Origin of the sequence: Lichenibacterium dinghuense (assembly GCF_021730615.1) — a bacterium.
GTDB lineage: Bacteria > Pseudomonadota > Alphaproteobacteria > Rhizobiales > Beijerinckiaceae > Lichenihabitans > Lichenihabitans dinghuensis.
Window position 1 is genome coordinate 2,773,395 of sequence record NZ_JAJLMN010000001.1, and the last position, 14,142, is coordinate 2,787,536.

Genomic DNA, 14,142 nt, shown 5'->3' on the forward strand with positions numbered 1-14,142 from the left:
CGGCCCGCCCCTCTCACGCGAGGCCGAGGATGCGGATCAGCCCGAGGCTCACGGCGCCGAGCACGAGGAGCGACAGCGTGACGGCGCAGGTCACGCGCGGCCCGGCCTTCGCGACGACCCGCACGTCCACCCCGAGGCCGAGCGCCGCCATCGACAGGATGGTGAGGCCGTCGGCGAGCGCGGCCGCCGGGGCGAGCGCCGCCGCGGGCACGAGGCCGGCCGAGCGCAGGGCCGCGAGGGCCAGGAAGGCCAGGATGAACGGCGGCACCATGCGGCGGAGGCGGACGCCGCCGGCCGCGGCGCGGGGGGCGGCCTCGCCCGGCTCGGCGCGCCGGCGGCCCGCCAGCACCGACAGCGCCAGCACCACGGGGCCGAGCATCAGCACGCGCACCAGCTTGACGACCGTGCCGATCTGCACGGCGGCGGGGCCGACCGGCGCCGCGGCGGCGAGGACCTGCGGCACCGCGTAGACGGTGAGGCCGGCGAGCGTGCCGAAGCGGAGCGGGCTGAGGCCGAGCGCGGCGCCGAACAGCGGCAGCCCGAGCACGACCACCACGCCGAGCACCGCCGTGAAGGCGATGGAGGCCGCGACGTCGTCGCCGTCCGCCCCGATCGCCGGCGCCACGGCCGCGATGGCGGAGTTGCCGCAGATCGAGTTGCCGCAGGCGACCAGCACGGCCATGCGCCGCGGCAGGCCGAGCAGGCGGCAGATGCCGAAGCTCGCCGGGATCGCGAGGGCGACCACGCCGGCGATGCCGAACAGGAGACCCGGCCCGACCGCGGCCAGGGTGCGGAACGAGATCGAGACGCCCAGCAGGGCGACCGCGACTTCCAGCATCTGCTTGGCCCCGAAGGCGATGCCCGCGCGGAAACGGGCGCCAGGCGTCCAGGCGGTGCGGACCGCCGTGCCGAGCAGGATGGCGAGCACCAGGGCTTCGAGCCAGGAGCGTCCCAGGAGGTGGGCTTCGAGCGCCTCGCCCCCGCAGGCCAGGGCCGTCACGCCGGCGCAGAGGGCGAGCCCCGGCAGGACGGCGAGGCGCGAGGGCGAGGAGGGCTGCATGGGACGTCTCCGGTCCCGCTTGATGTGCGGCGCCGGGCGTGTTCAATCCATTCGCATGTTTCGACCGTTCCGTTCGGGTGGATCGAATGACCCTGGACCAGCTCCGCGTCTTCGTCGCCGTGGCGGAGCGCGAGCACCTGACGCGGGGCGCGGAAGCCTGCCACCTCACGCCCTCGGCCGCGACCGCGGCCATCCAGGCGCTGGAGGGCCGCCACGGCGTGCGGCTGTTCCACCGCGTCGGCCGGCGCCTCGAGTTGAGCGAGGACGGGCGCGCGTTCCTGGGCGAAGCGCGGACGGTGCTGGCGGCCGCGGAAGGGGCGGAACTGGCGCTGCAGGAGCTCGGCGGCCTGAAGCGCGGCCGGCTCAGCCTGGCGGCGAGCCAGACGCTGGCCAGCTACTGGCTGCCGCCGCTGCTGATGCGGTTCGCGGCCGCGCATGACGGGATCGCCCTCAGCCTCGCCGAAGGCAACACCGCGGGCGTGGTCGCCGCCGTGCTGGCCGGCGAGGCCGAGATCGGCTGCGTCGAGGGCGAGGTCGCGGAGCCGGCGCTCAGCGTCGTGCCGCTCGCCGACGACCGCCTCGTCGTCGCGGCGTCGCCGCGGCATCCGCTCGCCCGGCGCCGGGACGTGCCCGCCTCGGCGCTGGAGGCCGCCCGCTGGGTGATGCGCGAGCCGGGCTCCGGGACGCGCGCGGCCCTCGAAGCGGCGCTACGCGAGCGGGGCGTGGACCTCGGGAAGCTCCGCGTGGTGCTGACCCTGCCGACCAACGAGGCCGTCTGCGCGGCGGCGATCGGCAGCGACGCCCTGACCGCCGTGTCGGACCTCGTCGTCCAGCCCCACGTCGCGGCGGGCCGCCTGTGCCGCATCGACCATCCCCTGCCGACGCGCCGCTTCGCGCTCGTGCGCCACAAGGAACGCTTCCGCACGAAGGTGTCGGTCGCCTTCGAGGCCCTCCTGCGGGAAGCCGCACGCGAGCGGGCGCGGCGGTCCGAGGCGTCGAGCTACGACATCTGATGCCGCGAGGCGAAGCACGGAAGCCGTCCCTCCCCGGGCCAGCTCGGTACGGAGGGGCGCGGGTCGCCGGATTCCGGTCGCGTCCCTCGATCGCGCGCGGGAGCCGCTGCGGGGGGGCGCCGCTTCGATTGAGCGCGTCCGGGCGGGACGGAGCGGCTTTGCGGTCGCGTGCCCGAGCCGCTATCTCGGGCGGTGAAGCCCCACCCCCGACCGGAGCCCTCCCGTGGACGCGAACGTCACAACGCTGGACCGCCAGGCCCGCGCCGGCGAGGCCGCCCGCGCCGAGGCGCTGCGGGCCGCCCTGGCGCGCGAGGGCTTCTCGGGCGACGTCGAGACCGGCATCGGCCCGCGCCTCGTCGCGGCCACCGACAACAGCGTCTACCAGGTCATGCCCGCCGCGGTGCTGCACCCGCTCGCCGCCGCGGACGTGAACGCCGCCGTGCGGGCCGCCCGCGCCGTGCCCGACCTCGCGCTGTCGCCGCGCGGCGGCGGCACCGGCACCAACGGCCAGTCGTTGACCGGCGGCGCCGTGCTCGACCTGTCGCGCCACATGAACCGCATCCTCGCGCTCGACGTCGAGGCCCGCACCGTGGCGGTCGAGCCCGGCGTGGTGCTGGACCAGCTCAACGCGGCCCTGCGCCCGCACGGCTTCTTCTTCCCGCCCGCGGTGTCGACCGCGACCCGCGCCACGATCGGCGGCATGATCGCCACCGACGCCTCGGGCAAGGGCTCGCGCATCTACGGCCGCACCTCGGACCACGTGCTGTCGCTCGACGTGGTGCTGTCGGACGGCTCCGACTTCACCGTGCGCCCGCGCAGCCGCGCCGAGGTCGAGGCGGTGGTTGCGGCGGGCGGCGTCGCCGGCGAGGCCCACGCCGAGGTGCTGCGCGTCGTCGAGGAGCATGCCGCGCTCATCGCCGACACGTTCCCGGCGATGAACCGGGGCCTCACCGGCTACAATCTCCAGGGCGTGACGCGCCAGGACGGCACCTACGACCTCGTCCGGCTCCTCGCCGGCTCCGAGGGCACGCTGGCGGTGACGAAGCGCGCCGTGCTGCGCATCACGCCGCTGCCGAAGCACCGCCTGCTGATGGTGGCGCGCTACGGCTCCTTCGACGCGGCGCTGCGCGACGTGCAGCACCTGCTCGCCGCCGACCCGCTGGCGATCGAGATCCTCGACGACAAGACGCTGGAGCTGGCGAGCCGCGACGTCATCTGGTCCGGCCTCGAATCCGTGCTGGGCGGCCCCGCTGCGGCGGCGGTGCGCGGCCTCAACGTGGTCGAGTTCGCGGGCGACGACCGGGACGCGCTCGCGGCCGCCGCGGAGCGCTGCGCGGCGCTGCTCGCCGCCTCGCCCTTCCCCGCCATGGACTGGGCGCGGATCGACGACCCCGCGCGCGTCGCCCAGGTGTGGACGATGCGCGAGAAGGCCGTGGGCCTCATGGGGCGTCTCGGCGAGATGGAGGGCACGCGCCGCCAGGGCACGGCCTTCGTCGAGGACACGGCCGTGCCGCCCGAGCGGCTCGCCGACTTCGTGGCGGAGTTCCGCGGCCTGCTCGACCGGCGCGGGCTCGGCTACGGCATGTACGGCCACGCCGACGTCGGCTGCCTCCACGTCCGCCCCTCGCTCGACATGACGGACCCGGCCGAGGAGGCGATGATCCGCGCCGTGTCGGACGAGGTCGCGGATCTCGTGAAGCGCCACGGCGGGCTGATCTGGGGCGAGCACGGGCGCGGCTACCGCGGCGAGTTCTCGCCGCTGTTCTTCGGCCCCGTGCTCTACGACGAGCTGTGCCGCATCAAGGGCGCCTTCGACCCCGACAACCTGCTGAACCCCGGCAAGCTCGCCTCGCCCGGCCTCGGCGGCCCGATCGACCGCATCGACCAGGTCCCGACCCGCGGCAGCTTCGACCGTCTGATCGCCGAGGACCAGCGGGCGGGGCTCGGCCGCGCCGTGAGCTGCAACGGCAACGCCGCCTGCCACTCGTGGGACGACTACGACGCCATGTGCCCGTCCTACCACGCGACGCGGGACCGCGTGCAGTCGCCGAAGGGCCGGGCCACGCTGCTGCGCGCCTGGATGCGGCTGCGCTCCGAGGCGGCGCGGGGTCGCGACGTGGCGGCCGAGCTCGCCGCCGTGGAGGCCGACACCAAGGCCTCCATGGACACCTGCCTGTCCTGCAAGGCCTGCGCGAGCCTCTGCCCCGTCAAGGTGAACATCCCCGAGATGCGGTCGCGCTTCCTCGGCGCCTACCACGCATCGCGGCCGCGCCCGCTGCGCGACCATCTGTTGCGCCACCTCGAAGCCGGGCTCGGGCTCGTGCGCGCCGCGCCCGGCCTCGCCGGCGCGCTCATGGGGTCGGGGCCGGTGCGGGGACTGCTGCGGGGCCGCTTCGGCCTCGTCGACCTGCCGCATCCCGCGCCGACGCGCTGGCGGCCGCGCGCCTCCGGCGGCGGCCCGCGCGTCGTGCTGCTGCGCGACAGCTTCCTGTCGACCTTCGACGGCGCGGTGATCGACGCCGCGGGGCGACTGCTGGAGCGGCTCGGCTACCGCGTGACGGTCTCCGCCGTTCGCCCCAACGGCAAGGCGCTGCAGGTGCTGGGCCTGGAGGGCGCCTTCGCGAAGGTCGCGCGCCGCGCCCTGGCCGAACGCGCCCGGCTCGCCGCCGAGGGCGTGCCGCTCGTCAGCCTCGATGCCGCGACCGGTTTGCTCCACGACGGCGAGTACAAGGAATATGCGGAATATTCCGTGCTTCAGCCGCTCGCCCCCGTGGTGTCGATCGACCGTTTCCTCGCCGATGAGGCGGCGGCCGGGCGCATCCCGGCCCGGCCGCGCGGGGCTGGACCCGCCTTCGACATCCTGCTCCACTGCACCGAGAAGACCGCACAGCCCGAAACCGCGGCGCGCTGGGGCAGGGTGATGACGCATCTCGGGCTCGACGCGCGCTTCCCCAAGGTCGGCTGCTGCGGCATGGCCGGCCTGTTCGGCCATCAGGCCGAGCAGGCGGAGCTGTCGCGCCGCATCTTCGACATCGGCTGGCGGAGCCGGATCGGCCCCGATCCGGCCGCGACACTCGCCACCGGCTTCTCCTGCCGCTGCCAGACGGAGCGCTTCGCCGGGCACCGGCCGCGCCACCCCGTCGAGGCCATCCTGGCGCATCTCGAAGGCTCCGCGGGGTGAGGGGCGACCCCCGCAGCCACGGGCTGTGGGAGGGCTCGGCGCCGCCGGCGCCCGAGACGGGGTCGCTCGCCGGCGACGTCGCGGCCGACGTCGCGATCGTGGGCGGCGGCTACACGGGCCTGTCGGCCGCGCTGCACCTCGCCGAGGGCGGCGCCTCCGTGGCGCTGCTGGAGGCCGTCGAGGTCGGCTTCGGCGGCTCGGGCCGCAACGTCGGCCTCGTCAACGCCGGCCTGTGGATCATGCCGGACGCGGTGCCGGAACTGCTCGGGCCGGTCCACGGCGAGCGCTTGCTGAGGGAGCTCGGCGACGCGCCGGGGCTGGTCTTCGACACGGTCGAGCGCCATGGCATCGCCTGCGAGGCGGTCCGGGCCGGGACGCTGCACTGCGCGGTCGGCGCTTCCGGCCTCGCCGAGGTGACCGAGCGGGCGCGGCAGTGGCGGGCCCGCGGCGCGCCGGTCGCGCTGCTCGACGCCGGCGCGGCGGCCGGCGCCGTGGGCACCTCCGCCTACGCGGGCGCGCTGCTCGACCGCCGGGCCGGCACCGTGCAGCCGTTGGCCTACGCGCGCGGCCTCGCCGGCGCGGCCCTGCGGGCCGGGGCGCGCCTCTTCACGGGCAGCCCCGTCACGGCGGCGGAGGACGAGGGCGCGGTCTGGCGGCTTCGCACCGCGGCCGGCAGCGTCGCGGCGCCCCGCGTGATCGTGGCCACCGACGCCTATGGGGCCGGCCATGGGCCGGCGGGCTCCCCCTGGCCCGGCGTGCGGGCCGAGCAGGTGCACCTCCCCTATTTCAACCTCGCCACGGCGCCGCTGTCGTCGAACCTCGCCCGCTCGATCCTGCCGGGGCGCGAGGGCGTGTGGGACACGCGCGAGGTGCTGAGCTCCTTCCGCTTCGACGCGGCGGGGCGGCTCGTCTTCGGCAGCGTCGGCGCGCTGCGCGGCACCGGGCGCACCGTGCACCGCGCCTGGGCGCGGCGGGCGCTCGCGAGATTGTTTCCGCAGCTCGCCGGGGTCGGTTTCCAGCACGAATGGTACGGCGCCATCGGCATGACGGCCGACGCCGTGCCGCGCTTCCACCGTCTGGCTCGCGGCGTCGTCGGCTTCAGCGGCTACAACGGCCGCGGCATCGCGCCCGGCACCGCCTTCGGGCGCTGCCTCGCCCGGCTGTGCCTCGGCGAGATCGGCGAGGCCGACCTGCCGCTGCCCGTGACGGACCTCGCCCCGGTGCGCTTCCGGGCCGCGAAGGAGGTCTGGTACGAGGCCGGCGCGCAGGTGGTCCACGCCGTCGGGGCGCGGGGCTGAGGCGCCGGCCGCGATGGGCATCGCCCCGGTCTGGCACGCGTCTTGAAAGCTGAGCCGCGACATCATCCCTCGCGAGGCTCCCCGTGCCCGACCTGTTCAGCCCCTTCACGCTCAAGGGCGTGACGCTGCGCAACCGCATCGTCATGTCGCCGATGACCATGTACAACTCGGTCGACGGCAAGCTCGACGACTACCACGTGAGCTACCTCGGCGCCCGCGCGGCCGGCGGCTTCGGCCTCGTGTTCGGCGAGCAGATGGCCATCACGCCGGACGGGCGCACCACCACCTCCTGCGCCGGCATCTGGGACGACGCGCAGATCGAGGGCCACGCGCGCGTCTGCGCCATCGTCGAGCGCATGGGCGGCGTGCCCGCCATCCAGCTCGGCCACACGGGGCGCAAGGGCAGCGAGCTGCCGCCCCACAAGGGCACCAACGAGCGCGGCACCTGGCGCCAGCTCCCGCCCGACCACGAGCACGGCTGGGAATGCGTGGCGCCCTCCGCCATCCCCTACGGCAACGGCCACGACTTCCCCGTGCGCGAGCTCAGCGTCGAGGACATCAAGGCCCTCCACCGATCCTACGCGGACGCGGCGCGCCGCGCGCGGGACGCCGGCTACAAGTGGCTGGAGATGCACTACGCCCACGGCTACCTCGGGGCTTCCTTCTTCTCGCCGCTCGCCAACCAGCGCACCGACCAGTACGGCGGCTCGGTCGAGAACCGCATGCGCTTCCACCTGGAGGCGCTCGACGCCGTGCGGGCCGTGTGGCCGGAGGAATACCCGCTGACCATGCGGCTCGGCTCGGACGACCTCAACGCCAAGGGCGTGCAGTTCGAGGACTCGCTCCTGGCGATCCGCGCCATGAAGGACCACGGGCTCGACCTCGCGGACCTGTCCCTCGGCTTCAACACCGACGACATGACCGACCCGCCGTTCAACGAGGTCGGCTTCATGCTCAAGCGCGCCAACCGCGTGCGCGAGGAGGTCGGCATCCCGGTGGGAACGAGCTGGAACCTCGGCGTGCCGGGGACCGCCGACCGCGTGATCCGCGAGGAGCTGATCGACCTCGTGTTCCTCGGCCGGCCGGCGCTGGCCAACCCGCACTGGCCCGTGTGGGCGGCGCGCGAGCTGCAGCACAACGACCCCTTCCACCTCGTGCCGCAGGACTGGGCCTGGTGGCTGCGCAACTTCCGCGGCCACGGGCCGTCGATCGGCCTGCCGCCCGCCAAGGGCGAGGCGGCCTGACGCGCCGCAGCCTCCGGCAAGTATAGTCCGCCGTCATCTTCCTGTCATGGACGGGCCGCGCCGGTTCTGTTCAGTCGAAATTGCGTGCAGAGCGCTGGTCCGCCGCTTGCGGCGGCCCGGCGTTCCGGTATAGCTGCGCCCCGCCGCGGACCGTGCCCGCCGGCGGGGAGAAGCTTCATGGATCGTCGCAACCTGCTCGCGGGCGCCGGCACCCTCGCCGCCTGGGCGGCCCTGCCCGGCGCCGTCCGGGCCGCGGGCGAGCCCACCCGCATCGTGTTCTGGCACGCCATGTCGGCCGCCAACGGCGCGGAGATCGACCGCATCGTGCGGGACTTCAACGCCAGCCAGTCCGACGTCGTGCTGGAAGCCGTCTACAAGGGCAGCTACCCCGAGACGCTCACGGCCGCCATCGCGGCCTACCGCGGCGGCCAGGCGCCCAACATCGTGCAGGTGTTCGAGGTCGGCACCGGCACCATGCTGCAGGCGGGCCCGGCCGTGAAGCCGGCCTGGAAGCTCGCGGAGGAGACCGGCTTCAAGCTCGACCCGTCGAGCTACATCCCCGGCGTGCGCGGCTACTACAGCCTGTCCGACGGCAAGCTCGCCTCCATGCCGTTCAACTCCTCGACGGCGGTGATGTGGTACAACAAGGACGCCTTCGAGAAGGCCGGCCTCGACCCCGAGAAGCCGCCCGTCACCTACGACGACTACGACCGCGCCGCGCGAACCCTGGCCTCCAAGGCGCCGACCCCGATCGCCTCGACCACGGCCTGGATGCCCTGGATCCAGTTCGAGGAATTCGCCGCGATCCAGAACATCGCCTACGCGACCGAGGGCGACGGCTACGACGGCCTCGGCGCCCAGCTTCTCGTCAACGGAAAGCCCTTCGTGGCGCAGCTCCAGCGCTTCATGGATCTGGCGAAGGACGGCGCCTTCAAATACACGGGCCGCGACTCGGGGCCGGACGCGATCTTCTATTCCGGGCAGGCCGCCATCGGCTTCGGCTCGTCGTCGGGCCGCGCCGACATCGTCAAGAACGCGCAGTTCCGCTATGCCGAGGCCCTGCTGCCGGTCGAGCCGTCGCTCAACCCGAAGCCCAACAACTCCATCATCGGCGGCGCCAGCCTGTGGGCCCTGAACGCGCCGAAGCGCACCGAGGCCGAGTACAAGGCCGTCGCCGCCTTCTACGCGTTCATCTCGAAGCCCGAGCAGGTCGCGCTCTACGCGCAGCACACCGGCTACGTGCCGGTGACGGTGGCGGGCTACGACGCCACCGAGGCGTCCGGCTACTACGCCAAGAACCCCGGCACCGACCTGCCCGTGCAGCAGCTCGAGCGCGGCGAGCTGACCGCCAACTCGCGCGGCCTGCGCCTCGGCCGCCTGCCCGAGATCCGCGCCGTGATCTACGAGGAGATCGAGAAGGCGCTGCAGGGTCAGCAGAGTGCGCAGACCGCGATGGACAGCGCCGTCGAGCGCGGCAACCGCATCCTGCGCGACTTCCAGAAGTCGGCGCGCGGCTGAGGCGCGGCGCCGGCCCGCGGACACCATGGATCGCCGCACGATCTTCCCGGGGCGGGCCCTGCCCGCCCTCCTGGTGCTGCCCCAGCTCGCGCTGACGGCGGTGTTCTTCCTGTGGCCGGCCGGCCAAGCGATATGGTCGAGCCTGCAGCGCGAGGACGCCTTCGGCACGTCGAGCGAGTTCGCGGGCCTCGAGAACTTCGCGTCGCTGTTCGCCGACCCGCTCTACGGGGCGGCGGTCGCCCGCACGGTGCTGTTCTGCGCGGCCGTCACGGCCCTGTCGATGGGCCTCGCCCTGCTGTTCGCGGTCTTCGCCGACGCGGAGATCCGCGGCCGCGCCTTCTACCGCACCATGCTGGTCTGGCCCTACGCGGTCGCGCCCGCCATGTCGGCGGTGCTGTGGGTGCTGATGTTCCATCCCCAGATCGGCCTCGTCGGCGCGTGGCTGAACCGGATCGGCGTGCCCTGGGACTACAAGCTGAACGGCGCCGAGGCCATGGCGTTGATCGTCGGCGCCAGCGCCTGGAAGCAGGTCAGCTACAACTTCATCTTCTTCCTGGCGGGGCTGCAGGCCATCCCGAGGAGCGTGATCGAGGCGGCTCGCATCGACGGCTCCCGAGGCTTCTACCGCTTCCGCACCATCGTGCTGCCGCTGCTGATGCCGGTGGTGTTCTTCCTCCTGGTCGTCGACCTCGTCTACGCGGCCTTCGATACCTTCGCGACCGTCTACGCCCTGACGCAGGGCGGCCCCGGCCAGTCCACGCAGACGCTGGTGCTGAAGGTCTACCTCGACGGCATCGTCAACGCCGACATCGGCTCGTCCTCGGCGCAGTCCGTGGTGCTGATGGCGGGGGTGATCGTGCTGTCCGCGCTGCAGTTCCGGTTCCTCGGGCGGAAGGCGGGGACGTGACCGCACTCCGCTACGCCGCTCGTCCCCGCGCAGGCGGGGACCCAGCGCGGAACGTCCGGCCGAAGGCCGGCCTTCTCCTGCCCCCGCACTCCGATCCGGAAGCGTCTCCCATTTTGACGGCCTTCGGCCGGCTTCTCGCGCTGGATCCCCGCCTGCGCGGGGATGAGCGGGGAGGGGCAGCGCCGTGACCTCCCGCCTCCTCCCCCACGCCGTGCTGGGCCTCGCGGTGCTGATCTTCGCCTTCCCGATCTGGATCGCGGTGGCGGGCTCGACCCAGGACGCGGCCGCCATCGCGCGCGGCGACCTGTCGCTCGTCCCGCGCCTGTCCGGCTTCGCCGTCTACCGGGACGTGCTGCTCAACAGCTCGGCCGGGGCCGGGCCGGTGTGGCGCGAGCTCTTGGTGTCCTTCGGCATGGCGCTCGCCATCGCGCTCGGCAAGATCGCGCTGTCGATCCCCTCGGCCTACGCGGTGGCGTTCTTTCGCTTCCCGCTGCGGATGGCGGCCTTCTGGGTCATCTTCATGACGCTGATGCTGCCCGTCGAGGTGCGGCTGGTGCCGACCTTCCAGGTCATGTCCACGCTCGGCATGGTCAACACCTTCTCGGGCCTGACCGTGCCGCTGATCGCCTCGGCCACCGCGACGCTGCTGTTCCGGCAGACCTTCACGGCCATCCCGGACGAGCTCGTCGAGGCGGCGCGCATCGACGGCGCCGGGCCGCTGCGCTTCCTGTTCGACGTCGTGATCCCGGTGTCGGGCGCCAACATCGCGGCGCTGTTCGTGATCCTGTTCGTGTACGGCTGGAACCAGTATCTGTGGCCGCTGCTGGTCGTCACCGACCCCCACCTCGACACGGTGGTGATCGGCATCGTCAAGATGATCGGCATCGACACCGAGACGGCGTGGAACAAGGTGATGGCCACCGCCGTGCTGGCGCTGCTGCCGCCCGTGGTCGTGGTGGTGGCCATGCAGCGCTGGTTCGTGAAGGGCCTGACCGAGGGAGACAAGTGATGGCGGGCCTCCGGCTCGAAGGCCTGCGCAAGAGCTTCGGCGGCCACGAGATCCTGAAGGGGGTCGACCTCGACCTCGCGGACGGCGAGATGCTGGTGATCGTCGGCGCCTCCGGCTGCGGCAAGTCCACGCTGCTGCGCCTCGTCGCCGGGCTGGAGGCGCCGACCTCCGGGCGCATCCTGATCGACGGGCGCGACGTCACGGGCGCCGACCCGTCCGCGCGCGACGTCGCCATGGTGTTCCAGAACTACGCGCTCTACCCGCACATGAGCGTCTTCGACAACATGGCCTACGGGCTCAAGATCCGCGGCCTCGCCAAGGCGGCCATCCGGACCAAGGTCGACGACGCGGCCGCCCTGCTCGGGCTGGGTGCGCTGCTGGCGCGCAAGCCGCGCCAGCTGTCCGGCGGCCAGCGCCAGCGCGTCGCCATGGGCCGCGCCATCGTGCGCGACCCGAAGCTGTTCCTGTTCGACGAGCCGCTGTCCAACCTCGACGCCAAGCTGCGCGTGCAGATGCGTGGCGAGATCCGCCGCCTGCAGCGCCGCCTCGGGGTCACGAGCCTCTACGTCACCCACGACCAGGTCGAGGCCATGACGCTGGGCGACCGCCTGCTGGTGATGCACCAAGGGGTGCCGGTGCAGCTCGCCACGCCCCTGGAGGTGTTCGAGCGCCCGGCCGACACCTATGTGGCGGGCTTCATCGGCTCGCCCGCGATGAACCTCCTGCCCGGCACGCTGGCGCGGGGCGGCGCGGCCCTGGCGGTCGACGGCGTCGAGATCCCGCTGCCGGGCGGGCGCCACGCCGGCGGCGACGGCCGCCCCGTCACGGTGGGCATCCGCCCCGAGCACGTGATGCTCGACCCCGCGGGCGCGGAATGGCCGGTCGAGCTCGTCGAGCCGCTGGGCTCGGAAGCGCTGGTCCACGCCGCGCGGCCGGGCGGGGCCTCGCTGACCGTCAAGCTCGCCGGGACGGCCGCGGGCGTCGGCGACCGCCTGAGGGTGAGCTTCCCGCCCGAGCGCCTGCACGTCTTCGACCGCACCACGGGCCTCAGGATGGAGCCGGCGGCGGCCTGACGCGGCCGTCCGGTCAGCTCCGCAGCCCCGGCGCCTCCTGCCCGGTGCGGGCGACGTATTCGGTGTAGCCGCCGCCATACTTGTGCACGCCGTCCGGCGTCAGCTCCAGCACGCGGTTCGACAGGGCTGCGAGGAAGTGCCGGTCGTGGCTCACGAAGAGCATCGTGCCCTCGTATTGCGCCAGCGCCGCGATCAGCATCTCCTTGGTGCCCATGTCGAGGTGGTTGGTGGGCTCGTCGAGCACCAGGAAGTTCGGCGGGTCGTAGAGCATGCGCGCCATCACGAGCCGCGCCTTCTCGCCGCCCGACAGCACGCGGCAGCGCTTCTCGACGTCGTCGCCCGAGAAGCCGAAGCAGCCGGCGAGCGCGCGCAGCGAGCCCTGGCCGGCCTGCGGGAAGGCGCGCTCCAGCGCGCCGAACACCGTGTCCTCGTCGTCGATCAGGTCCATGGCGTGCTGGGCGAAGTAGCCGAGCTTGACGCTGCCCCCGAGCTTCACCTCGCCCTCGTCGGGCTCGGTCGTGCCGGTGACGAGCTTGAGCAGCGTCGACTTGCCGGCGCCGTTGACGCCCATCACGCACCAGCGCTCGCGGCGCGACACCGAGAAGTCGAGCCCCTCGTAGATCGTGCGCGAGCCGTAGCGCTTGTTCACATTCTTCAGCGCCACGACGTCGTCGCCCGAGCGCGGCGCGGGCGGGAAGTCGAACTGCACCGACTGGCGGCGCTTCGGCGGCTCGACGAGCTCGATCTTGTCGAGCTTCTTCACGCGGCTCTGCACCTGCGCGGCGTGGGACGCGCGCGCCTTGAAGCGCTCGATGAACTTGATCTCCTTGGCCAGCATGGCCTGCTGGCGCTCGAACTGCGCCTGCTGCTGCTTCTCGTTCAGCGCGCGCTGGCCCTCGTAGAAGGCGAGGTCGCCCGAATAGGAGGTGAGGCCGCCGCCGTCGATCTCGACCACGCGCCCCACGATGCGGTTCATGAACTCGCGGTCGTGCGAGGTCAGCACCAGGGCGCCCTCGTAGGCCTTGAGGAAGTCCTCCAGCCAGATCAGGCTTTCGAGGTCGAGGTGGTTCGAAGGCTCGTCGAGCAGCATTGCGTCGGGGCGCATCAGCAGGATGCGGGCCAGCGCCACGCGCATCTTCCAGCCGCCCGACAGGGCGCCCACGTCCCCGTCCATCATCTCGGGGGTGAAGGAGAGGCCCCCCAGCACCTCGCGGGCCTGGCCTTCCAGCGCGTAGCCGCCGAGCTCGTCGAAGCGCGCCTGCACGTCGCCGTAGCGGGCGACGATCGCGTCCATCTCGTCGGTGCGGTCCGGGTCCGCCATAGCGGCCTCGAGCTCCGCGAGCTCGGCCGCGACCGCGCTGACGGGCCCCGAGCCGTCCATCACCTCGGCGACCGCGCTGCGGCCGCTCATCTCGCCGACGTCCTGGCTGAAGTAGCCGATGGTGACGCCGCGGTCGGTCGAGACCGTTCCCTCGTCGGGCTGCTCCTGGCCGGTGATCAGGCGGAACAGGGTCGTCTTGCCGGCGCCGTTCGGCCCCACGAGGCCGACCTTCTCGCCGCGCTGCAGCGCGGCCGAGGCCTCGATGAAGACGATCTGGTTGCCGTTCTGCTTGCCGATCTTGTCGAGGCGGATCATGGGGTCCCGGGCGGTGAGGATTTCACCCGGACTTAATCCATGCGGCAGTGCGGCGAAAGGCGCCCCGGAACGGCCCCGCGCCGACACGCGCGCGAAACAGCTCCGCCAAAGCTTCCCCGTCGCGGCGGGTGAGAAGGGTCGGGCCGGGGCGGCACCGCCCGCCGCCCCGGTGCAGGACCCCGCCGCCCCGCCCCCACGGGGCG

The 14,142-nt window shown here is 73.3% G+C and carries 10 protein-coding genes; 8 read left to right on the forward strand and 2 right to left on the reverse strand.

Annotated features, from left to right (window positions below; all coding sequences use genetic code 11):
- Positions 1-13: 13 nt before the first annotated feature.
- Complete coding sequence (locus L7N97_RS13280) at positions 14-1,060, reverse strand: YeiH family protein (protein WP_237478795.1); 1,047 nt, start codon at positions 1,058-1,060, stop codon at positions 14-16.
- Positions 1,061-1,146: 86 nt separating this feature from the next.
- Between L7N97_RS13280 and L7N97_RS13285 the strand changes: the two genes are divergently transcribed.
- From L7N97_RS13285 to L7N97_RS13320, 8 genes are all read left to right on the forward strand, one after another.
- Positions 1,147-2,073 carry a LysR family transcriptional regulator gene (locus L7N97_RS13285; RefSeq protein WP_237478796.1) on the forward strand — a complete coding sequence of 309 codons (927 nt, stop codon included), beginning with the start codon at positions 1,147-1,149 and terminating at the stop codon, positions 2,071-2,073.
- 223 nt (positions 2,074-2,296) lie between these two features.
- Positions 2,297-5,254, forward strand: a complete 2,958-nt coding sequence (locus L7N97_RS13290) for an FAD-binding and (Fe-S)-binding domain-containing protein (RefSeq protein ID WP_237478799.1) — start codon at positions 2,297-2,299, stop codon at positions 5,252-5,254.
- Positions 5,251-6,552, forward strand: coding sequence for an NAD(P)/FAD-dependent oxidoreductase (locus L7N97_RS13295; protein WP_237478800.1), 1,302 nt, complete (start codon positions 5,251-5,253; stop codon positions 6,550-6,552). The genes L7N97_RS13290 and L7N97_RS13295 overlap by 4 nt, the downstream gene beginning before the upstream one ends.
- 83 nt (positions 6,553-6,635) lie before the next feature.
- On the forward strand, positions 6,636-7,796 hold the full coding sequence (locus tag L7N97_RS13300; RefSeq protein WP_237478802.1) for an oxidoreductase: 1,161 nt from the start codon (positions 6,636-6,638) through the stop codon (positions 7,794-7,796).
- Positions 7,797-7,973: 177 nt separating this feature from the next.
- On the forward strand, positions 7,974-9,314 hold the full coding sequence (gene ugpB, locus L7N97_RS13305; protein ID WP_237478803.1) for a sn-glycerol-3-phosphate ABC transporter substrate-binding protein UgpB: 1,341 nt from the start codon (positions 7,974-7,976) through the stop codon (positions 9,312-9,314).
- 25 nt (positions 9,315-9,339) lie between these two features.
- Complete coding sequence (locus L7N97_RS13310) at positions 9,340-10,221, forward strand: ABC transporter permease subunit (RefSeq protein WP_237478805.1); 882 nt, start codon at positions 9,340-9,342, stop codon at positions 10,219-10,221.
- A gap of 184 nt (positions 10,222-10,405) precedes the next feature.
- Positions 10,406-11,230 (forward strand): sn-glycerol-3-phosphate ABC transporter permease UgpE, encoded by an 825-nt coding sequence (gene ugpE, locus L7N97_RS13315; RefSeq protein ID WP_237478807.1) that lies wholly within the window; start codon positions 10,406-10,408, stop codon positions 11,228-11,230.
- Positions 11,230-12,303 (forward strand): ABC transporter ATP-binding protein, encoded by a 1,074-nt coding sequence (locus L7N97_RS13320; RefSeq protein WP_237478809.1) that lies wholly within the window; start codon positions 11,230-11,232, stop codon positions 12,301-12,303. Before ugpE ends, L7N97_RS13320 begins: the two co-directional genes overlap by 1 nt.
- Positions 12,304-12,316: 13 nt before the next feature.
- On the opposite strand, the gene L7N97_RS13325 is transcribed toward L7N97_RS13320, so the two are convergent.
- Positions 12,317-13,939, reverse strand: a complete 1,623-nt coding sequence (locus L7N97_RS13325) for an ABC-F family ATP-binding cassette domain-containing protein (protein ID WP_237478810.1) — start codon at positions 13,937-13,939, stop codon at positions 12,317-12,319.
- Between the last annotated feature and the right edge of the window lie 203 nt (positions 13,940-14,142).

Excerpts from the sequence above, each read along its gene's own strand:
- L7N97_RS13280 (WP_237478795.1), bottom strand. The coding sequence starts at position 1,060 with ATGCAGCCCTCCTCGCCCTCGCGCCTCGCCGTCCTGCCGGGGCTCGCC.
- L7N97_RS13285 (WP_237478796.1), top strand. The coding sequence starts at position 1,147 with ATGACCCTGGACCAGCTCCGCGTCTTCGTCGCCGTGGCGGAGCGCGAG.
- ugpB (WP_237478803.1), top strand. The coding sequence starts at position 7,974 with ATGGATCGTCGCAACCTGCTCGCGGGCGCCGGCACCCTCGCCGCCTGG.
- L7N97_RS13310 (WP_237478805.1), top strand. The coding sequence starts at position 9,340 with ATGGATCGCCGCACGATCTTCCCGGGGCGGGCCCTGCCCGCCCTCCTG.
- L7N97_RS13320 (WP_237478809.1), top strand. The coding sequence starts at position 11,230 with ATGGCGGGCCTCCGGCTCGAAGGCCTGCGCAAGAGCTTCGGCGGCCAC.
- L7N97_RS13325 (WP_237478810.1), bottom strand. The coding sequence starts at position 13,939 with ATGATCCGCCTCGACAAGATCGGCAAGCAGAACGGCAACCAGATCGTC.